Origin of the sequence: Pseudomonas sp. ITEM 17296 (assembly GCF_028895205.1) — a bacterium.
In the GTDB taxonomy this organism is placed as follows: Bacteria; Pseudomonadota; Gammaproteobacteria; order Pseudomonadales; family Pseudomonadaceae; genus Aquipseudomonas; species Aquipseudomonas kermanshahensis.
This window is the reverse complement of the sequence record NZ_WJRS01000026.1, coordinates 26,007-46,948: the sequence shown is the minus strand read 5'-3', so window position 1 is coordinate 46,948 and position 20,942 is coordinate 26,007. Positions and strand designations below refer to the sequence as shown.

Sequence of the window (20,942 nt, the reverse complement as noted above, 5' to 3'; positions counted from 1 at the left end):
GTCCGCGGCCGTTTGCATGTGAATCATTGTAATGATGACTCAATGGACCTGCTGTTGCCGCAGCCCTTCGAGCACCGACTCCAGCGCCCGCTCGAACAGCGCGCCGTCATCGAGCACCCGCACCTCTCCCCGGTGCAGCGCCTGGGCGAGGCTGCCGGTGTTCCACTCACGCACTTTTATGCCCGTGCGATTGGCGAACACCAGCCGATCGTTGCTGTCGATGCGCGCCACCAGCTTGCAGCGCAATGGGTCGTCTTCATCGAACACCTCGACCCAGCTGCCGATACGCAGGCGCTGCACTTGGCGCAATGCCGAGGCATTGCCGTCGACAAGGTGCAGGGGGGCGCAGGCGGGCTCTTCGGCAAGCGCTAGCACGATGTCCTCGTCCACCAGCACCTCGTCCAGCACGGGCGGGTCATCGGCCCTGTGCCCTTCGGACGCCGAGCAAGCGCGCAGGTGCAATTGCTCAAGCTGCTGGAAGAAATCACGGATGGCGGTGGAGTCCAGCGCCACGCCAGCCAGGCCTTCGCGCAAGGCCTTGAGCAGGCCGGGCACCTGTTGCAGCAGTTGCTGACAGGCCTGCGAGTCATGGTGCGGGGCGATACTGGCGAGCAGCGTGTCCAGGGTGGCCAAGCCGTTGCGCCATGCCTCGGACCCTTCGCCCTGCTTGAGCCACGCCAGCAGCAGCACCTGGCTCCAGGCCTGCACCAGCATCTGCACCACCACGTGCGGCAGCACCCGCCCGCGCAGACGCTGGTTGAGCACTTGCTGCACCTGCTGGCGGGCCTGCAGGGTTCGCGCCCGGCCCTCTTCGGCGTCGCGGGTACGCTGTTCGAGTAATTCGTGGCGGCGCCGCTCGTCCTGGCTGAAGGCGAGAAACTCGTCGAGCAGTTCGGCGAACAGGCAGGCGTCATCGGTGAAGTCGTTGAGCAGACGCTGAACGATACGCTCCACCCGTACATGCAAACTGTCGCGCAGCCCTTCGGCGCTGCTCTGCCAACCGATCGCAGCACCCGCGATCTCGTTGAGCAAGCGCCGGGCCGGGTGGTTGGCGCGGCTGAACAACCCCTTGTCGAGCAGCGCGACCTTGAGCAGCGGGATGTGCAAACGCGCGATCAATGCCCGTAGGCTGGCGGGCAAGTTGTCGTCGTTGTGGATGAAATCGAACAGCAAGCCGATCAGGTTGATCATGTCTTCATCGGCCGTGGCGATGCGCCGACGCGTGCCACTGCGCACACTGACGCGCAACAACAGTTGTTCCAGCTGTTGGCCAAGCGCGAAGTCATCCGCCGCCTGCGTGGCGGGCACATAGTGCTGCAGGTGCGAAAGCAGGCGCAGCAGGTCGGCGGTGCTGATCGGCTGGGCAGCGGCTACCCGCTGCAAACGCGGCGCGATCTGCCCGCGCGCGGGGGCCAGAAGCGTTTGCAGTGAAGCAAAATACGCTTGCCCGGCACTGTCCGCGCCCAGCGCCCCTTGCGCTTCCAGGCTGGACGGCCGGCGCCCGGCGCTCAGGCACCGATCCTCGGCGCGCCGACGCGGCGCAGGTTGCAGCTCGGGCAGCACACCGGCCGCGGCCAGCAGCTGGTTAGTCTCTGCGTAGAGCACTTCCACATCACGCAACACGTAGCGTTCAAACAGCTTCAAGAGGATCAGCTTGACCCGCAGCCCGACCCCCAGGTTGCGGCCCGCTTCGAGGAAATAGCCGCACAGCGCAGCAGGGCCCACGGGGTTTTGCTGCTCCCCCACTGGGCGATCGAGCAATGCCTGCAAGCGCAAGCCCAGTTGCTGCAGGGCAAGGCCGTCTCGCGAGAGCACTCGCGCGACCATGCCGTCGATGGCGGATGCACGCTCGCGCTGCGCCTTGTTGCCTGAACCCTGCGCTTCACCCAGGCCGCCCAGAGGGTCTGCCCGGCCGAGGCTGGCGAAGGTGTGATGGAAGGTGTCGAGAAAACCGCGCTCGATGCTCTTGCGCTTCAGGCGCACGTCGCGCATCGCTTCGAAATACAGGTTCTGGTCGCAGCGCTCAGCGGCCTTGTCGGCCATCTCGAAGAGGGTGACGTCGGTGTTGTCGAACAAGGCCTGGAGGCCTTGGCGCAATTGCAGCGCAGCTTTGTCGCGCACTTGCAGGAGCAATACCGGAAGGCAAGGCAGAGGCGTGCGCGCCCCTCGGTCGATGGCTGCCGCCAGGGGCACCACCTTGCCTTCTTTATGCATCCCTAACTCCTTGCAGGCTTGCTTGCCCCACGGGCAACGAATCGTCAAAGCTATGACGCCAAATACTGGTCACTATTATCGGCAAAAAAACGGACAGCTGCCAGCGCCGTTTCGCTTGCTGGGAAATGACCCTGTATTCGGCCCGATGCTCAGACGGGCCGACCAAAGGTCACCGGCCATGGCCCTGTACACACCGCTCCCCTGCCCTATAATCGCGGGCATCTAGCTTGTGGAGCCGACCATGCCGAACCTACGCCTCGCCGACCTGACCGCTGAAATCGAAGCCAACGTGCGCCGTGCACTGTTGGAGGACATCGGCAGTGGCGATATCACCGCGCAGTTGATCCCGGCCGAACGCCTGGCCAAGGCGACCATCATTACCCGCGAGGACTGCGTGATCGCTGGCACCGCCTGGGTCGACGCCGTGTTCCGCCAGCTCGACCCGCGGGTGGCGGTGCACTGGCAAGTGGCCGATGGCGACCGCGCGCTGGCCAACCAGCCGCTGTTCCACCTGGAAGGCCCGGCACGCTCGCTGCTCAGCGGTGAGCGCAGCGCGCTCAACTTCCTGCAGATGCTGTCGGGCGTCGCCACGCGCGCACGCTTTCTGGCCGACTTGGTCGCAGGTACCCAAGTGCGCCTGCTAGACACCCGCAAGACCCTTCCCGGCCTGCGCCTGGCGCAGAAATACGCGGTCACCTGTGGCGGTTGCGACAACCACCGCATCGGCCTTTACGATGCCTTCCTGATCAAGGAAAACCACATCGCCGCCAGCGGTGGCGTGGCCGAGGCAGTGGCGGCAGCGCACCGCATCGCCCCTGGCAAGCCGGTGGAAATCGAGGTGGAGAGCCTGGATGAACTGCGCCAGGCCCTGAATGCGGGTGCGGATATCGTCATGCTCGACGAGCTGACCCTGGACGAAATGCGCGAAGCGGTGCACATCACTGCAGGCAAGGCCAAACTCGAGGCCAGCGGCGGCGTTAACGAGAGCACCTTGCGGGTAATTGCCGAGACCGGCGTCGACTACATCTCCATTGGTGCGATGACCAAGGATGTGAAGGCCGTAGACCTGTCGATGCGTTTGAGCCTCTGAGAGGACGCGGTGCTTGTTCCGCCCTCTTCGCGGGTAAACCCGCTCCCACAGGATCACCGCAGGCTTGAGTAATGTGCGCCCCCTGTGGGAGCGGGTTTACCCGCGAAGAGGCCCGCACAGGCGCAGCAAATCTCAGGCATAAAAAAACCGGCCAGATGGCCGGTTTTTTTTCGGGCGTGGATCAGAACGCGGCGTTGGCCAGGCCGTCCAGGTAGCGCTCGACGTCCAGTGCGGCCATGCAGCCTGCGCCGGCCGAGGTAATCGCCTGACGGTAAACGTGGTCGGCCACGTCGCCCGCAGCGAACACACCTTCGACGTTGGTGGCAGTGGCGTTGCCTTCGCGGCCGCCGTTGACCACCAGGTAGCCGTCCTTGAGGGTCAGCTGGCCTTCGAACAGCGAGGTGTTCGGGGTGTGGCCAATGGCGATGAACACGCCGTCGACCTTGATTTCATCGCTGCTGCCATCGTTGTTCTTCAGGCGCGCACCGGTCACACCCATGTTGTCACCCAGCACTTCGTCCAGGGTGGCATTGAGCTTGAGCTCGATCTTGCCTTCGGCCACACGGGCGTTCAGCTTGTCGACCAGGATCTTCTCGGCGCGGAAGGTTTCGCGGCGGTGAACCAGGGTCACTTTGCTGGCGATGTTGGCCAGGTACAGGGCCTCTTCAACGGCAGTGTTGCCGCCGCCGACGACTGCTACCGGCTTGTTGCGGTAGAAGAAGCCGTCACAGGTAGCGCAGGCCGAAACGCCCTTGCCCATGAAGGTTTCTTCCGACGGCAGGCCCAGGTAACGAGCGCTGGCGCCGGTGGCAACGATCAGTGCGTCGCAGGTATAGGTGCCACTGTCACCCTGCAGGGTGAACGGCTTGTTGGCCAGGTCGACAGCGTTGATGTGGTCGAAGACGATCTCGGTCTCGAAGCGCTCGGCGTGCTCTTGCATGCGCTGCATCAGGGCTGGGCCGGTCAGGCCATGGGGGTCGCCCGGCCAGTTGTCGACTTCGGTGGTGGTGGTCAGCTGGCCACCGGCCTGCATGCCAGTGATCAGCAGCGGCTTGAGGTTGGCACGGGCGGCATAGACTGCGGCGCTGTAACCGGCAGGGCCGGAACCGAGGATGATGACGCGCGAATGACGTACTTCAGACATGTCGAACTCCTGTCGAGCCGGCCGCACGGGGCCAGCATCGGTGTGCCGGCGTTGCCAGCTGGAATTTAAAAAGGACCCACGCAACCTTGGGGAAGGCTACAACGCGTCGATCCAAAACCTAAAAGTTGAGCGCACTGTAGCGAGGTCGCAAAGATTAAGGAAATATCCTTCGACAATCCACCTCATAGGCATCGTCTATCCAGCAATTTCATTCACGAAAAACGCCCTGGCGCTTTTGTTACAGCCGGTTTCGCCCACATCGCCCGCCTTTCGTCGGCGCGACAAACTCGGTAAGGTCAGCGCGTTTTCCTTCTGTTCGGAGTGTCTCGATGCAAGCCCCTGTCCTCTCTGGCCCCCAGTACCTGCGCGAAGGCCTGAAACTGGTGCTGAGCCCGAACCTGCGGTTGTTCGTGCTGTTGCCCCTGGCGGTCAACCTGCTGCTGTTTGGTGGCCTGATCTACTTTGCCGGCCATCAGTTCAGTGTCTGGGTCGACGCCCTGATGCCAACCCTGCCCAGCTGGTTGAGCTTCCTCACCTACATTCTGTGGCCACTGTTCGTCGCCTTGGTGGTGCTGATGGTGTTCTTCACCTTTACCCTGGTGGCCAACGTCATCGCGGCGCCGTTCAACGGTTTTCTGGCCGAGAAGGTCGAAGTGGTGGTGCGCGGCCAAGACAACTTCCCTGCCTTCAGCTGGGCCGAGCTGGTGGCCATGGTGCCGCGCACCTTTGGCCGCGAGATGCGCAAGCTGGGTTACTTCCTGCCACGGGCCATCGGCCTGTTCATCCTGTCGCTGATCCCGGTGGTCAACGTGGTCGCCGCGCCGCTGTGGCTGATCTTTGGTGTGTGGATGATGGCTATCCAGTACATCGACTACCCGGCGGACAACAACAAGATGAGCTGGCAGGACATGCTCGCCTGGTTGCGCCAGAAGCGCTGGCAGTCGCTGGGCTTTGGCGGCATCACCTACCTGGCCCTGATGGTGCCGGTGGTGAACGTACTGATGATGCCGGCCGCAGTGGCGGGGGCTACGTTGTTCTGGGTGCGTGAACGCGACTAAATCCAAACGCAGCCCTGTGTAGGAGCAGCCTTGCGCTGCGAAGAGGCCAGTACTGACAATACCTATCTGTGGCTAGTACCGGCCTCTTCGCAGCACAAGGCTGCTCCTACCGTTACTGACCTAATCGGCTGGAAAACTGCCCCACTACATCCACCACCCGCTTCGCCCCCTCCTGGATTTCGACGATCACGTTGCCGGTTTCATCGGCCAACGACAGCCCCTGCTCGGCCTGGCGCTTGCTGGTGTCGATGATCGCCACCGCAGCCTGGGCCAATTGCTCGTTCTGCTGCACCACCCGGGCAATCTCTTCGGTGGCCGTGCTGGTACGCGAGGCCAGCTGGCGCACTTCGTCGGCGACCACGGCAAAACCACGCCCCTGCTCGCCCGCCCGGGCCGCCTCGATGGCAGCGTTGAGCGCTAGCAAGTTGGTCTGCCCGGCAATGTCACTGATGGTCTTGATGATCGAGCCGATCACCCGCGACTGGGTGTCCAACGCCTGAATGCCCTCGGCGGCGTCTTGCATCGACGACTCCAGGCCACGCATGACGTTTACCGTCTGCGTGACTACGTCGGTGGCCTTGCGCGCGCTGGCGTCAGTGCTCAGCGAGGTGTTGAAGGCGATGTCCGCCGCTTCGGCAACCGCCTGCTCCTGGTTGACCTGGTCGGTGATCACGGTGGCGAACTTGACCACTCTGTACAGCACATCATGGGCGTCGAAGATCGGGTTGTAGGACGCTTCCAGCCAGATTACCCGGCCATGGGCATCGATACGCTTGAAGCGTTCGGCCACGTATTCGCCACGGCGCAGCTTGTCCCAGAACGCCTGATAGCCCGACGAATTGGCCTCTTCGGGTTCGCAGAAAATACGGTGATGCTTGCCGCGTATCTGTTCAAGGCGATAACCGACCGACGTCAGAAACCGTTCGTTGGCCGTCAGGATGGTGCCATCAAGGCCGAACTCGATGACTGCGGTCGAGCGCATCAGGGCCTTGATCAGGCTTTCGTGCTCACGGGAGGTCTCGATGGTGCGGGTGAGGTCGCTCGAGTGCAGGGTGAAATACTTGATGCGCCCTTCGCTGTTCTTGACCGGCTGCAGAATCGAGCGCAACCAGGCTTCCTGGCCATTGCCGCGCAGCAGGCGGAACGCCCCGTTGAGGTGCTCGCCCCGGCTGATCGCGCTTTTCATGCGTTGGTAGAAGTCGAGCGACTTCACGTGGGGCGGGACAATGTCCTCGAGTTTGCGTCCAAGCAATTGGTCGGCACGGTAGAGCATCTCGCTCTCGAAGTTGCCGTTGACCATCTCGATCCGTCCTTGGGGGTCGAGTTGGAGCACCAGCATCTCGCTGTCGAGGCTGCACTTGACCTGTTCGACCGACAGCAGGTCTTCGCGCAACTGCTGGATTTCTTGCTTGAGCTTGTTGTTGAACATCACCGCTCTCCTGGAGCGCAGCACGTAATCGAATGCATCTTCATCGGCTGCCAGTGCCAGGTTCTTGAGCGCCGCCCACGCAAATATTCACACAATTGAAACAGCCGGCAATCAGGCGTCATTTGCACGTCACAAGGCCGTCACATCAGCGCAATGATGCGAGCGGAAACTTTTTGTCATGAATACACCCGCCCTACGCATCACCCTCGTCAGCGAAACCTTCCCACCCGAGATCAACGGTGTCGCCAACACCCTTGGCCGCCTCAGCGAAGGGTTGCGCCAACGCGGGCATGACATCGAGATCGTCCGCCCCCGCCAAGCCGGCGAGGAGCCTGCGCACAACGATCCGCAGCTGATGCTGTGCCGCGGTTGGGCCTTGCCCGGCTACCCCGGCCTGCAATGGGGCGAAGTGTCGATGCACCGGCTATTGCGCCGTTGGCGCAGGCAGCGACCGGACGTGCTGTACATCGCCACCGAGGGGCCTTTGGGGTTGAGCGCATTGCGTGCGGCACGGCGTCTGGGAGTACCGGTGGTCAGCGGGTTCCATACCAACTTCCCGCAGTATTCCGGCCAGTATGGCTTGGGCTTGCTGGCACGCCTGCTCACCCATTACCTACGCTGGTTCCATCGCCGCACGGCAGTCACCCTGGTGCCCAGCGTCAGCCAGCGCCTGGAGCTAGAACGTCGTGGTTTCGAGCGCCTGGACCTGTTGGCCCGCGGCGTCGACGCCTGCCTGTTCAACCCGGCCCGGCGCAGCCAGGCGCTGCGCGAAAGCTGGGGGATCGGGCCGGACGATATCGCCGTGCTGCATGTCGGCCGGCTGGCGGCGGAAAAAAACCTAGGGGTACTGCGACCGTGCCTGGATGCCCTGCAGAAGACTTATCCACACAAGCGCTTGCGCCTGATCGTGGTCGGTGACGGCCCACAGCGCGCCACCTTGCAGCAGCAGGTGCCTGATGCCGTGTTCTGTGGTGCCCAGCGGGGCGAGGTGCTGGCCGAGCACTATGCCAGCGGTGACCTGTTCCTGTTCCCGAGCCTGACCGAAACCTTTGGCAACGTGGTGCTCGAAGGCATGGCCTCAGGCTTGGCGGTGGTCGCCTATGATGAGGCAGCGGCTGCCCAGCACATTCGGCATGGCCATAGCGGTGCGTTGGCGATGCCCGGCGACCAGGCGGCCTTCATCGATGCCGCTTGCTGGCTACTGGAAGAGGAAGAAACCCTGCGCCGGGTGCGCCTGAACGCACGGCAGCACGCCAGCCGACAGGGCTGGCCGGCGATTGTCGAGCAGTTCGAAACCTACCTGTGCAGTGCTTGCAAACAACGCACAGGCGACACGCAAAAAGCTTCAGGTGCTGCACTGGCGATCAAACCAGGTTCGACAGCGCATCGCGGCTGACCTTCAGCCGCCGCGCGCGCCCATGCTTCAGCCCAGCGCCTTCTCGATGGCCTGAACCACGGCTGGATCATCCGGCGCAGTGCGCGGCGAGAAACGCGCCAGCACGCGCCCATCCTTGCCCACCAGAAACTTTTCGAAGTTCCAGCTGATGTCGCCTGGGAACTCAGCACCTTCCCCCGCCAGCAGGCGATACAGCGAATGGCGGTGCGCCCCGTTGACCTCAAGCTTGGCACCCAGCGGGAAGCTGACACCATAGTTGAGGCTGCAGAACTCCTGGATCTCTTTCTCGCTGCCGGGCTCCTGGCCGGCAAACTGGTTGCACGGCAGCCCCAGAACGCTGAAGCCTTTGCCCTTGAACTGCTGATGCAGCGTCTCCAGCGAAGCGTATTGCGGCGTCAGGCCACACTTGGAGGCAACATTGACCACCAGCACCACTTGGCCCTTGAACGGTGCGAGGGGCAGTTCCCCGCCGTTCAGCGCCTCCAATTTCAGGTCGTGAAAAGCACTCATGATGTAATCCCCTCTCAGGTTCCCGATGGCCGCAGGGCGAAATCCGCCCAATAAAAAAGCGCTCGTCCAAGCCGTCCACCTCCCGTTGGGAAGGCAAATCGGCTTGCCCGAGCGCCTGGCGACTCTCTGAGCTTAGCGCAGAAAATCAGTGGTGATGGCCACCTTCACCGTGGATGTGACGGTGCGCGATTTCTTCTTCGCTGGCGTCACGCACGTCGACAACCTTGACCTGGAAGGTCAGGCGCTGGCCGGCCAGCGGGTGGTTGCCGTCAACGGTGACGTCGTCGCCGTCGATGTCGCGAATGGTGACGATCTGCATCTGGCCATCCGGCGCCGACGCGTGGAACTGCATGCCGACTTCCAGCTCGTCGACGCCTTCGAACAGGCTGCGGTTCAGGGTGCTGACCAGCTCGGCCAGGTATTCACCGTAGGCCTCTTCTGGCTCGATGGAAACGTTCAGCTCGTCACCGGCCTGCTTGCCTTCCAGGGCCTTTTCCAGGCCCGGGATGATGTTGCCGGCACCGTGCAGGTAAACCAGCGGCGCGCCACCGGCGGAGCTGTCGATGGTCTCCCCGGCGTCGTTGGTCAGGGTATAGTCGATGGAGACAGCCTTGTTGGCGGCGATCAGCATGGGGCAAGACCTTTTGCAAAAGTATGTAGAGCGGACAAGTGTAACCAAGCCATCGCCCGATTGCGAACGCGCCTCGGCCGAGGAACAGCCCATCAGTCGGATCACTGGCTTCCATCAGGACGAAGAAGGCCACTGGGTGGTCGAGTTGTCGTGCGGCCACACCCAGCACCTTCGTCACCAACCGCCCTGGCAAGCGCGCCCTTGGGTGCTCGATGCCGAGCAGCGCCAACAGCGCATCGGCGAGGCTTTCGCGTGTGGCTGGTGTGCACAGGCAGCCGATAGCGCTACCCTTGGCCGTTGATTCCTTGCACCGCTTTAATTCGAGAAGCACGCATGCAAACTTTTTTCATAGCGCCGACCGACTTTGGTGTCGGCCTGACGTCGATCAGCCTCGGCCTGGTGCGCACCCTTGAGCGCGCAGGCCTGAAGGTCGGCTTTTTCAAGCCGATCGCCCAGCCCCACCCAGGTGACACCGGCCCGGAACGCTCCACCGAACTGGTCGCACGCACCCACGGTATCAAACCGCCCATGCCGCTGAGCCTGGCCCACGTCGAGCGCATGCTCGGCGATGGCCAGCTGGACGAGCTGCTGGAGGAAATCATCCGCCTCTACCAGCAAGCCTGCATCGGCAATGACGTGGTCGTGGTCGAAGGCATGGTGCCTACCCGCCACGCCAGTTACGCGGCGCGGGTCAACCTGCACCTGGCCAAGAGCCTGGATGCCGAGGTGATACTGGTTTCGGCGCCCGAAAACGAGGTACTCAGCGAGCTGTCCGGCCGCGTCGAGCTGCAGGCCCAGCTGTTCGGCGGCCCCCGCGACCCGAAAGTGCTCGGGGTGATCCTCAACAAGGTGCGCACCGACGAAAGCATGGCGGACTTCGCCACCCGCCTGCGCGAACACTCGCCACTTCTGCGCGGCAACGACTTCCGCCTGCTCGGCTGCATCCCTTACCAGCCTGAGCTGAATGCCCCACGCACCCGCGACGTGGCCGACCTGCTGGGGGCCCAAGTGCTCAACGCGGGCGATTACGAGCAGCGGCGCATGAGCAAGATCATCATTTGTGCGCGCACGGTGGCCAACACCGTGCCGCTGCTCACCCCTGGCACCTTGGTGGTGACCCCGGGTGACCGCGACGACATCATCCTTGCCGTAAGCCTGGCGGCGATCAATGGCGTGCCCCTGGCCGGCCTGCTGCTGACCAGCGACAGCAAGCCCGACGCACGCATCCTCGGCTTGTGCCGCGGCGCCTTGCAGGCCGGCCTGCCGATTCTGTCGGTAAGTACGGGTTCGTACGACACGGCCAACCAGCTCAATTCGCTGAACCGCGAGATCCCGGTGGATGACCGCGAGCGTGCCGAATTCATCACCGACTTTGTCGCCAGCCACCTCGACGCTGCCTGGTTGCACCAGCGCTGCGGCACACCACGCGAGTTGCGCCTGTCGCCTGCGGTGTTCCGCTACCAACTGATCCAGCGCGCGCAACAGGCCAACAAACGCATCGTCCTGCCAGAAGGCGCCGAACCGCTGCTGGTACAGGCGGCGGCGATCTGCCAGGCCCGTGGCATTGCGCGTTGCGTGCTGCTGGCCAAGCCGGAAGAAGTCGAAGCGGTCGCCCGTGCGCAGGGCATTACCTTGCCTGCGGACCTGGAGATACTCGACCCTGAGTTGATTCGCGGGCGCTATGTCGAACCGATGGTCAACCTGCGCAAGAGCAAGAACCTCAACGCCCCCATGGCCGAGCAGCAGCTGGAAGACCCGGTGGTGATCGGCACCATGATGTTGGCCCTGGATGAAGTCGACGGCCTGGTGTCGGGCCTGGTGCACTCCACCGCCAACACCATCCGCCCTGCCCTGCAGCTGATCAAGACCGCGCCAGGTGCCAGCCTGGTGTCCTCGGTATTCTTCATGCTGTTCCCCGAGCAGGTGCTGGTGTACGGCGACTGCGTGATGAACCCGCACCCAAGTGCCGCTGAACTGGCAGAAATTGCCCAGCAGAGCGCCGAATCGGCACACACCTTCGGCATCGCGCCGCGGGTGGCGATGATCAGTTATTCAAGCGATTCGGCGAGCGATGAAGAAGTCGACAAGGTGCGTGAAGCGACCCGCTTGGCGCAGGGCGCTGCGCACGATCTGCTGATCGATGGGCCCTTGCAGTATGACGCGGCGGCCAACCCGGCCATTGCCCGCGAGCTGGCACCGAACAGCCCGGTTGCAGGGCGTGCCACGGTGTTCGTGTTCCCTGATCTGAATACCGGCAACACCACGCACAAAGCGGTGCAGCGCAGCGCCGATGGGGTCAGCCTGGGGCCAATGCTGCAGGGTTTGCGTAAGCCGGTGAACGATTTGCCGCGGGGGGCTCAGGTGGATGACATCGTGCATACCATCGCCCTGACGGCGATCCAGGCCAGCGTCGTACGCTGAATCCAAGGGCTGCTGTGCAGCCCAATCGCCGGCAAGCCGGCTCCCACCCGAACTGTGTAGCCTCAAAGGCTAGCGCCGCACCTGTGGGAGCTGGCTTGCCAGCGATGAGGCTGGCACAAGCACCACAAGACAGTTGCTCCCACAGGACTTGAGGCCCACACGGTCATGTGGGAGTCGGCTTGCCGGCGATTGGGCCGCACAGCGGCCCCTGTGTTGTGGCCTTACTGCTGAACTTGGCCCTGGTCATACTGCTGGCCAGGAATCGGCTTCAGGTTGACCTCGACACGACGGTTCTGCGCACGGCCGTTAGCATCGGCATTGCTGGCGATCGGCTGGTCCGGGCCCATGCCACGCGCCGAAATACGCGAAGCATCGACACCCTGCGAAGTCAGGTAGGTGCTGACCGCTTGCGCACGGCGCTGGGACAGGTCCATGTTGTGCTGGCGGCTGCCGGTGCTGTCGGTAAAGCCAACCACTTCGATGGTGTTCTGGTTGAACTGCTTGAACGAGCCGGCCAGGTTGTTCAGCGGCGAGTAGAAGCTAGGCGCGATGTTGGCCGAGTCGGTGGCGAAGGTGATGTTGCCGGGCATGATCAGCTTGATCTGGTCACCCTGGCGCTGCACTTCGACGCCCGTATTGGCCATTTGCGCGCGCAGTTCGGCTTCCTGCTTGTCGGCGTAGTAGCCGTAACCTGCGGCGGCGGCCCCCACAGCGGCAGCGCCGATCAGTGCGCCTTTACCGCGGTTGTTGTGGTCGATGGCGGCGCCGGCGATGGCACCGGCCAGCGCGCCCAGGCCGCCGTACTTGGCGGTCTTGCTCATCCCCGTGGAGCCCTGCGCCTGACCCTGGTTGTCGTACGGGTTCTGGCTGGCGCAGCCCGTCATCAGGGCGGCGGCGGTTGCGACGATAATCAGACGACGCATGGTGAACATGGACAAGCTCCTACTGAAATTCATAAATGCGGCAGACCGCGAATGGATCTATGCCAGCCTTGGATTGCCCAGACGGCAAAAAATTCCATGAACACCATTTCATGCAGGTTCATGCCCGCACGAACGGGTTCTCGCGCATCTCGTCACCCAGGCGGGTGTCTGGCCCGTGGCCGGTGACCACGATGGCCTCTTCATCCAGCCGGTACAGCCGCTCCTTGATCGAACGAACGATAGCCCGCTGATCGCCACCCCACAAATCGGTGCGGCCAATACCGCGACGGAACAGGGTGTCGCCGGCAATCAGCAGCTTGGCATCGGCAAACCAGAAACTCATCGAACCCGGCGTGTGCCCTGGGGTGTGCAAGGCCACGCCACAACCACAGGCCAGCGCCTCGTCATCACTCAACCAGCGGTCTGGCGGCGGCACCGGGGTGTAGGGCACGCCGAACATCTGGCATTGCATCTCCAGGTTGTCCCACAGCGACTGGTCGTCCTTGTGCAGGTGCAGCGTCGCGCCGGTCAGCTCCTTGAGCTTGCCCGAGGCGAGGAAGTGATCGAAGTGCGCGTGGGTGTGGATGATGCTCACCAGGGTCAAGCCATGGGCCTGCAGGCGCGCGAGGATCTTGTCCGGGTCACCGCCTGGGTCGACGACGATGGCCTTTTTGGTCAATGGGTCGCCGATCAAGGTGCAGTTGCACTGTAGGGGACCTACGGGGAAGGTTTCGCGGATGAGGGTGGGTGGGGCTTGGTTCATTGTGTATCTCAATAACATTGAGGATCTCACTCGCCTTCAAGTCGAGGTGGCTCCTGGTGGTTTACAAGATATTGCGCTGTGCCTGCCAGGTGCAAGACTGGCGGTATTGGATGTTTTCGAAATCGAGCGCCGCCCGCGCGGCGCTTCGCAGCACAAGGCTGCTCCTACACCTGTTTCGGGCCAGTGAGGCCTGTAATGTTGGCGCGCGACCGCCTTTGTTGATTCGACACGATATTGAGGTGGGCGGTCAGGGGCCACGCGCCAATGGCTCAGGAATAATTGGCCCGAAACAAGTGTAGGAGCAGCCTTGTGCTGCGAAGCGCCGCGCGGGCGGCGCTCGTTCTCATAGGCGCCTCAGAATTGTGTCCTGCACCCACTTGCCATGCTGTTTTACGGCAAGAACAACCTGAACAACCCGCCCCCCAGCGACCCGCCATTGGAAATTTCAATCCGCCCCCTCACCCCATCGCTCTCATGCAACGCCGCGATCCGCGCAGCGAAATACAGGCCCAGGCCCGTACTGCCACTGTGTGAATCGATGCCCTGGATGAACTCTTCCTGGCGCTCGAGCATGCGCTGTGGATAACCCGGGCCGTCATCGTTGACGCAGATGACCAGTTGATTCGCCTCTTCCTCGATGCTGATCAACAACGCATGCCCGGCAAACCGGGTGGCGTTGGTGATCACGTTGGCGATCACCGATGCCACCAGCTCTCGGTCGAAGAAGCCCAGCGGGTTGTCGGTGTCGATGCGCCAGGTGGCGAGGATGTCGTTGTGCTTGAGCACTTCTTGATGGGCGGCCAGTTGGGCTTCGATAAAGTCATCCAGCTCATGGTAGTCCGGGCACACGGGCAGCTGGTTCACGCCCAGTTTGTACAGCCCCAGCAGTTGCACCAGCATACCGTTGAGGTGCCGGAACTCATGTTCCATCACCCCTTGCTCGGTGCCGCCGCGCAACTCTTCAGGCAAGCGCGCCAGCCACTGGTCATGGGACTGGATCAGCGCGGACAGGGAGTTCTTGAGGTCGTGCACGGTGGAGGCGATCACCGTGGAAAAATCCAGCCCCTGATTGTCTTGATTCATGCGCCGAACACTCGGATGTGCAGTTTGCCATAGCGGTCATAGCGGTTGTCGCTGGCAGGGATGCCGGCCACGCTGGTCAAGGCGTCGCGGCATTCCTGCATGATCGCAGGCTGTGGGTCATCCCCCCCGATGCGCAGCAGCGCCTGGGCGGTGTTGAGGGCGATGCTGATGTTCTTGGGTTGCAAGGCCAAGGCCTTGCGGAACAACTGCAGCGCTTCGTCGAGCTGACCTCCCTGGTAACTACGCACTCCCTGGCGGTTGAGGGTGACGGCCTCGGTGATCGCATTGAGCACCGCCGGATCATCCGTCAGCTTGGCCACCCTCTGCATCACTTTGGGGTCGTCGCCGTAACTTTCAACGCAGCTTTTGAGCACGCCGAGCGCGGCCGCTTCCTGCCCTGACGCCTGCAGCTGAGCCGCCACCGTCAACGCGGCATCGACCGAGAAAAACTGCTCCATCTTGTCCAGACGCTGCATGGCCTGCTCGGTGAGCTTGGCGGCCGTCTCGGCATCGCCGGCCTGCTGCAGGCTGGCGGCCTTCATCATGCGGGCGCGTACCTGCAGGCCCTGATCTTCAGGGTATTCCTTGGCCACTTCACTGAGCACGGTGTTGATCTCGACGCGGGTACGGGCGTCCAGGCCAAAACCTGCGTTTTTGTTCATCAGCGCCTGAACCAGGCCAAGGTTGTTCTCGGCATCCTTGTAGCGCGAGCTCTGCCCCTGGTTCACGGCATGGCGGAACGCCTTGGAGGCACTTTCGAAATCTTCGTTGCCCAGCGCCAGCTTGCCCAGCGTGGACTGCCGGCGTACCGACAGCGGCGACAGGCGCACCGCTTCTTCCAGCATGTTCTGCGCGCGCTTGGTTTCGCCCTGCGCCACCAGCACTTCAGCCATGCCGTCGTACAGGCCCGGCATGATCGGGAAGGCCTTCAGGGCCTGTTCATACACACCCTGGGCCTGGGCATTCTGGCCACGCTTGTGCATCAAGCTGCCCAGCGCCGAATACACCCACGGCTGCGGGCGGCTGGCGAGAATGGCCTTGAGAAACTTTTCCAGCTCGTCGAAGCGATTGAGCCCGCGCAGGGCATCGGCGCGGTAGCGCAGGCACAGGGGGGCGAAACGCGGGTCCTTCTTGCACAGCTCGGCACACGCTGCCAGCACTTCGGCCGGGCGGCCGCGGTCCAGCGCCTGGAGGATCGGCTTGAGCAAGGTCTTGCGCTGGAACAGCTTCTCGACGCGCTGGGCCAGGCCCACCCGGTTGAACGGCTTGGTCAGGTAGGCATCGGGCTCATGCTCGATGGCACTGAGGACGATGGCCTGGCTGCTCTCGGCGGTCACCATGATGAACACGCATTCATGGCTGATGTGCTTGTCGAGGATCAGATCCTCAAGCACCTGCTGGCCGTTCTTCTTGCCGTCGCCCAGGTGGAAATCCTGCAGGATGAAGTCATAACGCTTCTGCGCACACATGCGCAGCGCCTGCTCGCCGCTGTCGGCCGTGTCCACGTCGCGCACACCCAGTTCGCGCAACATGGAACGGGTCGACGTACGAAAGTCGGTAAAGTCGTCGACGATCAGAAAGCTCTTTTGCCCGTACTGCAGCATCAACACGACCTGTATTGGGATGATTGAAAAATCGCGCAAGGCGATGCATACCACCGAATGCTGTATCGGCAGCCGGCCGGGAAAGATGAGGATAGAGCACACAGCGCGCTAAACAACGGCCCAGTAATAGCCTCAAGCCATTACTTTAGCGGGCAAACCCCTGGTGCGGCTACTGTCAGGCCAGCAGGCCCAGCGCCTTCGCTTTGGCCACCGCCTGAGTGCGGCGCTCGACGCCCAGTTTGCTGTTGATATGGCTGGCATGGGTCTTCACGGTGTGCAGCGAGATGAACAGCCGTTCGCTGATCTGCTGGTTGGAACAGCCTTGGGCGATCAGCTCAAGCACGGCCCGCTCCCGCCCACTCAATGCCTCGCCACTGCCACTGCTGACGGCAGGTAACGGAGGCAGGCGCTTGAGCAGTTCGACCTGGACCGGGCAAGCCGAGCGCGCTGCAAGCTGCTCGTGCAGCCACTGCGGGTGTTTTTCGAGCAAGGGTTGGAACGGTTGCAGGACACCGCCTTGGGCGGCCTCGAGTGCCTTTGGCAGCAGCCCGGCAGCCTGCGCGTCTCGGCCTTCAGCGAGCAGCAGGGCGAGCCACTGGCACAGTGCACTGACGGCCAGCAGCATGCCGCCACTGGCCACGCCACGTTCGACCAGCCCTGACAGGCGCTGAACCGACGCCTCGGTGCGCAACTGGATACGCTCGAGCAATGCCTGCTGCAGTTCGATATGCAGGGGTAATAGCGGGTGGAACTCCGGCGCTGCTGCCGGTTGCTCGCCACCGTAGGTCTGCCCCAGCCGCAGCAACCAGGATTCGGCAAGATCGGTGCGCCCTTGTGCCAACCACAGTTCGCACTTCACCAGGGTAATCATGGCCAAGTAGTAGATCGGTGGAACATCCCAGATGTGCATCAGCCGCTCCGCCTCGGCCAGCTCGGCGAACGCTTCGGCGAAGTGGCCCTCGCGGCCATCGAGCGTGGCAATGACGCAATGGCCGATCAGCACGCTGATGTCCCGGCAAGCACGCGCTTCGCCAAGCCCCGCACGCAAGCGCGCACGGCCTTGGGCTGATTGCAGGCGCGACACCAGCAGGTAACCCTCGTAGAGCGTCAGCCTGGCCCGAACGGCGTACAACCGCTGCCCCGACAGCCCCTGCAGGCGCTGCAGGCCCTGGCGCACTTCGTCCAGCGCCCGCAACACTTCACCCCGGGCATGCAGCACCCGTGCTCGATCGTAATGAGCCAGGGCTTCGAACAGCGGGTTGCCGACGCGCTGGGCCAGCTCCAGGGCTTCGCGGTTCCAGCCGCGTGCATGCCAGAAGTCGGCATCGGTGATGGCCAGGTTGGACAGTGTCGACAGGCACACCAAGCGCTGGCCGTAGCGCTTGCACGGCAAGCTTTGCAAGGCTTCGCCACAGTAGGCCAGGGTACGCGCGCGATCCCCCCGCCCCCGCGCGATCACCCCACTCAGGGCCAGCCACTGGGCCAGCATGGACTTCTGTGCGGTCGCCGAGGGCGCAGGCAGAAAACGGCTGAGGTAGCTTGCCAGTTCTTCGGCCGCATCCAGCTGGCACGCCAGCCCCAACGCCCAGCTGTACAGCACGATCAGGCGCGGCGTGCTGATCAGCAAGCTGTCGGGCAGGTCCATCTTCCAGCGCAGCAACATGCCAACGTTCTGCTCGGCCAGCAGTTGCTCCTCGGAGAGGCTCTGCACCAGGTCGGCCGCCACGTCGAGGTGGCCGGCCCGCAGCGCCTGCTCAACCGCCTCGTCCAGCAAACCCTGGGCCTCGAACCAGCGGCACGCACGCAGGTGCAGGCGCGCTGGCGGTTCGCTGGCCTGGCGGCTTCGCAGCAGGTCGGAGAACAGGTGATGGTAACGAAACCAGTGGCCGTGCTCGTCCAGGGGCACCAGAAACACTTGATGGGCCTGCAGGAAGCGCAGGATATCGGCGCTGTCCTGGCGGTCGCGCAGGGCATCGCAAAGCTGGGCACAGAAGCGCTCCTGGCACGCCGTGTCGTAGAGAAAGGCCTGCACGGCGGCCGGCAGGATCTCGATGACTTCTTCCAGCAAGTAGTCGCGTATCAACCCCTCGCCACCGTGCAGTGCGTGGGGCAAAGCCTGCTCATCACCGGACTCGCTGGCGGCCAACTGCCAGAAGCGCAGCCCGGCCACCCAGCCGTCACTGCGCTGGATCAGGTTATCCAGCGCCTGGCCGCGCAAGCCGGTGGGCTGGCGGCCGATTACCGCGAGTGACTCGTCGGGTGTCAGCCGCAGCTCTTGCTCGTTGAGTTCGACCAGTTGCCGCGACAGGCGCAGGCGCGCCAGGTGCCAGTCCGGGCGCTGGCGGCTGGTGATCAACAGCACCAGGCCACTGGGCAAGTGATTGAGGAAAAACTGCAGGCAGCGGTCGAGTACGGGCCCTTGGGCCAAATGGTAATCGTCCAGCACCAACAGCAGAGGCGTATCGGCTTGCAGGTATTGGGCGAGTTCATCGAGCAGGCCGTCGATCCACTCCTCGAACGCGAAGGGCTGGTGGCGCTGGCGCATTTTCAGCAGGCCCATGGCTTGGCCACCCAATGCAGGGCAGTACTGCTGCAGGCCTTCGAGCAGCCGCTCGAGAAAACGGCCAGGGTCGGCATCGCGTTGGCTCAGGCCAAGCCAAAGGCTGCGCCAGTGCTCCGGCAGGGATTCACAGAATTCGATGGCCAGCGAGCTTTTGCCAAAGCCCGCCGGTGCGTTGACCAGCAGCAACCGCCCATTGAGGCCGGCGTGCAAACGCTGACACAACCGCGCACGCGGCACATGGCCGTCCGGCAGCGGCGGCCGGAAGAAACGCCCGTCCAGCAGGCCTAGGGCCTGGCTGGCGAATCCATGCGTACGGGACAGATCTGTCATGGCCGGCTCGTTCTGAAGGGAAGACAACGGCGGTACGGATGTTTGCGAGACTAGCGGGTAACGCAGCGCATTTGAAGATGATGGGCACAATAGGGCTGTAAAAGACTACGACAAAAAGCAACAACCCTGATGGACTGGGGCTGGAGCGGGGGTTTGGTTGGGTATTCAGCAGATTTATTGCCCGCGCCCACAGGTATTGCGCAGCTTTCAAGGCCAGTGCAGTACCTGTAGGAGCAGCCTTGTGCTGCGAAGAGGCCGGTGATAACACAGTGATATTGGCTGTTATCACCGGCCTCTTCGCAGCACAAGGCTGCTCCTACAGGGCTTGAAACCATCGCCGGAGCCGGAAAAAAGAAACGCCCCGGCAAGCCGGGGCGCTCTAGGGATCACACGGAGTTGGCGTTTAACGGTTCAACGTACACCTGCCTGGCGCAGGGCCGCGGGCTGGAAATCAGCCTTGCTGGCACTGAAGCCGAAGTCGTAGGCACGCTTCTCTTCGTTCTTCATGCCCAGCGCCAAATAACGACCCGACTGCAGGTCGTAGATGGTTTCCAGGGTGTACCAAGGCACCTCTTTGTTGTAGTACGGCTGGGAATGGGCTTCGGAAACGCGCCACAGCTGGCCACGGCCGTCGTACTGGTCGATCACTGCGGCCTGCCAGGTGTCTTCATCGATGTAGAAGTCACGCTTGGCGTAGATGTGCCGCTGGCCCGGCTTGAGGGTTGCCACCACGTGCCAGACGCGGCGCAGCTCGTAGCGCGACAAGTCTTGGTTGATGTGCCCGGCCTTGATGATGTCGGTGTACTTCAGCTTGGGGTCATCCAGCTTGAAGGCGTTGGAGGCGATGTACAGTTCCTTCTTGCCTTCCAGCTTCCAGTCGTAACGGTCTGGCGCACCGTTGAACATGTCCAGGTTGTCCGAGGTACGCAGGCCGTCGGCAGCGGTACCGGGGCCGTCGTACGACACTTGCGGTGCCTGCCGTACACGACGCTGGCCGGCGTTGTAGATCCACGCCTTGCGCGGCTCCTTCACCTGGTCGAGGGTTTCGTGCACCAGCAGCACGGTCCCGGCCAGGCGAGCGGGCGCGGTCACTTCCTGCTTGAAGTAGAACAGGATATTACCCGGGTTGCTTGCGTCGTAATCCTTCATCTTGTCGCGGAAGACGAACTGGTCGGAGAAATACACCGGGTTGAAAGAGCCGTTCTGCTGTGGCGTAGCCTGAGTAACAAGGCGGCTGACACTGCCCCCTCGGTAGCGTGTGATGTGGTTCCAGATCACTTCCAGGCCACTTTTCGGGATCGGGAACGGCACCGCCGTATCGAAGTTGTTCAAGCCGTTGCCGCCTTCCACCAGTGTGGTTTGGGTGGCGTTTTTCTTGATGGCGGCGAACACGTCAGCAGGTACCGTGGAGCCGCGATGGGTCTTGAACACCGGGATCTTGAAGGTGTCCGGGTAGCGCTTGAACATTGCCACCTGGCCCGGCGAGAGCTTGTCCTTGTACTGGTCGACGTTCTGCGCGGTGATGGTGAACAGCGGCTTTTCGCTGCCATACGGGTCGGAAAGGAACCCCTTGGCATCGGCGCTGCCCGCTGTTTTCGACAGCGGTTGCCAAGCACTGATCGAGCCATCGGCGTTACCGGCCTTTTCGGCGCCCATCGGGGTCAGGGTGCTGCCCAGCTTGGCCGCCTCATCGGCAGACACTGCTGCCATGACACTGGTCGCCAGCAGGGACAGGCCCAGCACACCGGCTTGCAGCAGACTTCTGGTCTTGTTCATGTCGTGT

15 protein-coding genes and 2 pseudogenes are annotated in these 20,942 nt (G+C 63.0%); 5 read left to right on the top strand and 12 right to left on the bottom strand.

The window, feature by feature from the left end:
• Positions 1-39: 39 nt before the first annotated feature.
• Positions 40-2,214, bottom strand: a complete 2,175-nt coding sequence (locus GIB19_RS22975; protein WP_274888132.1) for a DUF1631 domain-containing protein — start codon at positions 2,212-2,214, stop codon at positions 40-42.
• Positions 2,215-2,455: 241 nt separating this feature from the next.
• Here GIB19_RS22975 and nadC point away from each other — a divergent pair, with 241 nt between their 5' ends.
• The gene (gene nadC / locus GIB19_RS22970) at positions 2,456-3,304 is read left to right on the top strand and encodes a carboxylating nicotinate-nucleotide diphosphorylase (protein ID WP_027594429.1); all 849 of its coding nucleotides are present in this window, start codon (positions 2,456-2,458) and stop codon (positions 3,302-3,304) included.
• A 181-nt stretch (positions 3,305-3,485) separates the two neighbouring features.
• Here nadC and trxB read toward each other — a convergent pair whose 3' ends face one another.
• Positions 3,486-4,448, bottom strand: a complete 963-nt coding sequence (gene trxB / locus GIB19_RS22965; protein ID WP_099428332.1) for a thioredoxin-disulfide reductase — start codon at positions 4,446-4,448, stop codon at positions 3,486-3,488.
• A 329-nt stretch (positions 4,449-4,777) separates the two neighbouring features.
• Here trxB and cysZ point away from each other — a divergent pair, with 329 nt between their 5' ends.
• A complete protein-coding gene (gene cysZ, locus GIB19_RS22960; protein ID WP_027594431.1) occupies positions 4,778-5,506 on the top strand; it encodes a sulfate transporter CysZ in 729 nt (242 codons plus the stop codon).
• 112 nt (positions 5,507-5,618) lie between these two features.
• On the opposite strand, the pseudogene GIB19_RS28535 reads toward cysZ, so the two are convergent.
• Positions 5,619-6,044 (bottom strand): annotated as a pseudogene (locus GIB19_RS28535) (methyl-accepting chemotaxis protein); the annotation flags it as partial.
• 114 nt (positions 6,045-6,158) lie between these two features.
• Positions 6,159-6,845: pseudogene (locus GIB19_RS28530) on the bottom strand (PAS domain-containing protein); the annotation flags it as partial.
• A 268-nt stretch (positions 6,846-7,113) separates the two neighbouring features.
• Between GIB19_RS28530 and GIB19_RS22950 the strand changes: the two are divergent.
• On the top strand, positions 7,114-8,331 hold the full coding sequence (locus tag GIB19_RS22950) for a glycosyltransferase family 4 protein (protein WP_274888128.1): 1,218 nt from the start codon (positions 7,114-7,116) through the stop codon (positions 8,329-8,331).
• 27 nt (positions 8,332-8,358) lie between these two features.
• Here the strand turns inward: GIB19_RS22950 and GIB19_RS22945 are convergent, their stop codons facing one another.
• Positions 8,359-8,841, bottom strand: a complete 483-nt coding sequence (locus tag GIB19_RS22945) for a glutathione peroxidase (RefSeq protein ID WP_265969980.1) — start codon at positions 8,839-8,841, stop codon at positions 8,359-8,361.
• Between the two features lie 145 nt (positions 8,842-8,986).
• Positions 8,987-9,472 carry an FKBP-type peptidyl-prolyl cis-trans isomerase gene (locus GIB19_RS22940; RefSeq protein ID WP_027594435.1) on the bottom strand — a complete coding sequence of 162 codons (486 nt, stop codon included), beginning with the start codon at positions 9,470-9,472 and terminating at the stop codon, positions 8,987-8,989.
• On the opposite strand from GIB19_RS22940, the gene GIB19_RS22935 reads away from it, so the two are divergent.
• Positions 9,471-9,773 (top strand): DUF3565 domain-containing protein, encoded by a 303-nt coding sequence (locus GIB19_RS22935; RefSeq protein WP_027594436.1) that lies wholly within the window; start codon positions 9,471-9,473, stop codon positions 9,771-9,773. The two genes, GIB19_RS22940 and GIB19_RS22935, sit on opposite strands and share 2 nt — an antisense overlap.
• 32 nt (positions 9,774-9,805) lie before the next feature.
• On the top strand, positions 9,806-11,893 hold the full coding sequence (gene pta, locus GIB19_RS22930) for a phosphate acetyltransferase (protein ID WP_027594437.1): 2,088 nt from the start codon (positions 9,806-9,808) through the stop codon (positions 11,891-11,893).
• A 221-nt stretch (positions 11,894-12,114) separates the two neighbouring features.
• Here pta and GIB19_RS22925 read toward each other — a convergent pair whose 3' ends face one another.
• The 6 genes from GIB19_RS22925 to GIB19_RS22900 all read right to left on the bottom strand — a co-directional run bounded on the left by GIB19_RS22925 (position 12,115) and on the right by GIB19_RS22900 (position 20,935).
• On the bottom strand, positions 12,115-12,825 hold the full coding sequence (locus GIB19_RS22925) for an OmpA family protein (protein ID WP_027594438.1): 711 nt from the start codon (positions 12,823-12,825) through the stop codon (positions 12,115-12,117).
• 109 nt (positions 12,826-12,934) lie between these two features.
• A complete protein-coding gene (locus GIB19_RS22920) occupies positions 12,935-13,579 on the bottom strand; it encodes an MBL fold metallo-hydrolase (protein ID WP_085274096.1) in 645 nt (214 codons plus the stop codon).
• Between the two features lie 390 nt (positions 13,580-13,969).
• Positions 13,970-14,662, bottom strand: coding sequence for a sensor histidine kinase (locus tag GIB19_RS22915; RefSeq protein WP_099428328.1), 693 nt, complete (start codon positions 14,660-14,662; stop codon positions 13,970-13,972).
• The gene (locus tag GIB19_RS22910; RefSeq protein WP_027594441.1) at positions 14,659-16,266 is read right to left on the bottom strand and encodes a tetratricopeptide repeat-containing response regulator; all 1,608 of its coding nucleotides are present in this window, start codon (positions 16,264-16,266) and stop codon (positions 14,659-14,661) included. Before GIB19_RS22910 ends, GIB19_RS22915 begins: the two co-directional genes overlap by 4 nt.
• Positions 16,267-16,441: 175 nt before the next feature.
• Positions 16,442-19,159 carry a LuxR C-terminal-related transcriptional regulator gene (locus GIB19_RS22905; protein ID WP_274888123.1) on the bottom strand — a complete coding sequence of 906 codons (2,718 nt, stop codon included), beginning with the start codon at positions 19,157-19,159 and terminating at the stop codon, positions 16,442-16,444.
• 411 nt (positions 19,160-19,570) lie between these two features.
• Positions 19,571-20,935, bottom strand: coding sequence for a DUF1329 domain-containing protein (locus tag GIB19_RS22900; protein ID WP_099428326.1), 1,365 nt, complete (start codon positions 20,933-20,935; stop codon positions 19,571-19,573).
• Positions 20,936-20,942: the final 7 nt, after the last annotated feature.

Coding starts and splice junctions, on each gene's coding strand:
- GIB19_RS22975 (WP_274888132.1), bottom strand. CDS start 2,214: ATGCATAAAGAAGGCAAGGTGGTGCCCCTGGCGGCAGCCATCGACCGA.
- nadC (WP_027594429.1), top strand. CDS start 2,456: ATGCCGAACCTACGCCTCGCCGACCTGACCGCTGAAATCGAAGCCAAC.
- trxB (WP_099428332.1), bottom strand. CDS start 4,448: ATGTCTGAAGTACGTCATTCGCGCGTCATCATCCTCGGTTCCGGCCCT.
- cysZ (WP_027594431.1), top strand. CDS start 4,778: ATGCAAGCCCCTGTCCTCTCTGGCCCCCAGTACCTGCGCGAAGGCCTG.
- GIB19_RS22950 (WP_274888128.1), top strand. CDS start 7,114: ATGAATACACCCGCCCTACGCATCACCCTCGTCAGCGAAACCTTCCCA.
- GIB19_RS22945 (WP_265969980.1), bottom strand. CDS start 8,841: ATGAGTGCTTTTCACGACCTGAAATTGGAGGCGCTGAACGGCGGGGAA.
- GIB19_RS22935 (WP_027594436.1), top strand. CDS start 9,471: ATGGGGCAAGACCTTTTGCAAAAGTATGTAGAGCGGACAAGTGTAACC.
- GIB19_RS22940 (WP_027594435.1), bottom strand. CDS start 9,472: ATGCTGATCGCCGCCAACAAGGCTGTCTCCATCGACTATACCCTGACC.
- pta (WP_027594437.1), top strand. CDS start 9,806: ATGCAAACTTTTTTCATAGCGCCGACCGACTTTGGTGTCGGCCTGACG.
- GIB19_RS22925 (WP_027594438.1), bottom strand. CDS start 12,825: ATGTTCACCATGCGTCGTCTGATTATCGTCGCAACCGCCGCCGCCCTG.
- GIB19_RS22920 (WP_085274096.1), bottom strand. CDS start 13,579: ATGAACCAAGCCCCACCCACCCTCATCCGCGAAACCTTCCCCGTAGGT.
- GIB19_RS22915 (WP_099428328.1), bottom strand. CDS start 14,662: ATGAATCAAGACAATCAGGGGCTGGATTTTTCCACGGTGATCGCCTCC.
- GIB19_RS22910 (WP_027594441.1), bottom strand. CDS start 16,266: ATGCTGCAGTACGGGCAAAAGAGCTTTCTGATCGTCGACGACTTTACC.
- GIB19_RS22905 (WP_274888123.1), bottom strand. CDS start 19,159: ATGACAGATCTGTCCCGTACGCATGGATTCGCCAGCCAGGCCCTAGGC.
- GIB19_RS22900 (WP_099428326.1), bottom strand. CDS start 20,935: ATGAACAAGACCAGAAGTCTGCTGCAAGCCGGTGTGCTGGGCCTGTCC.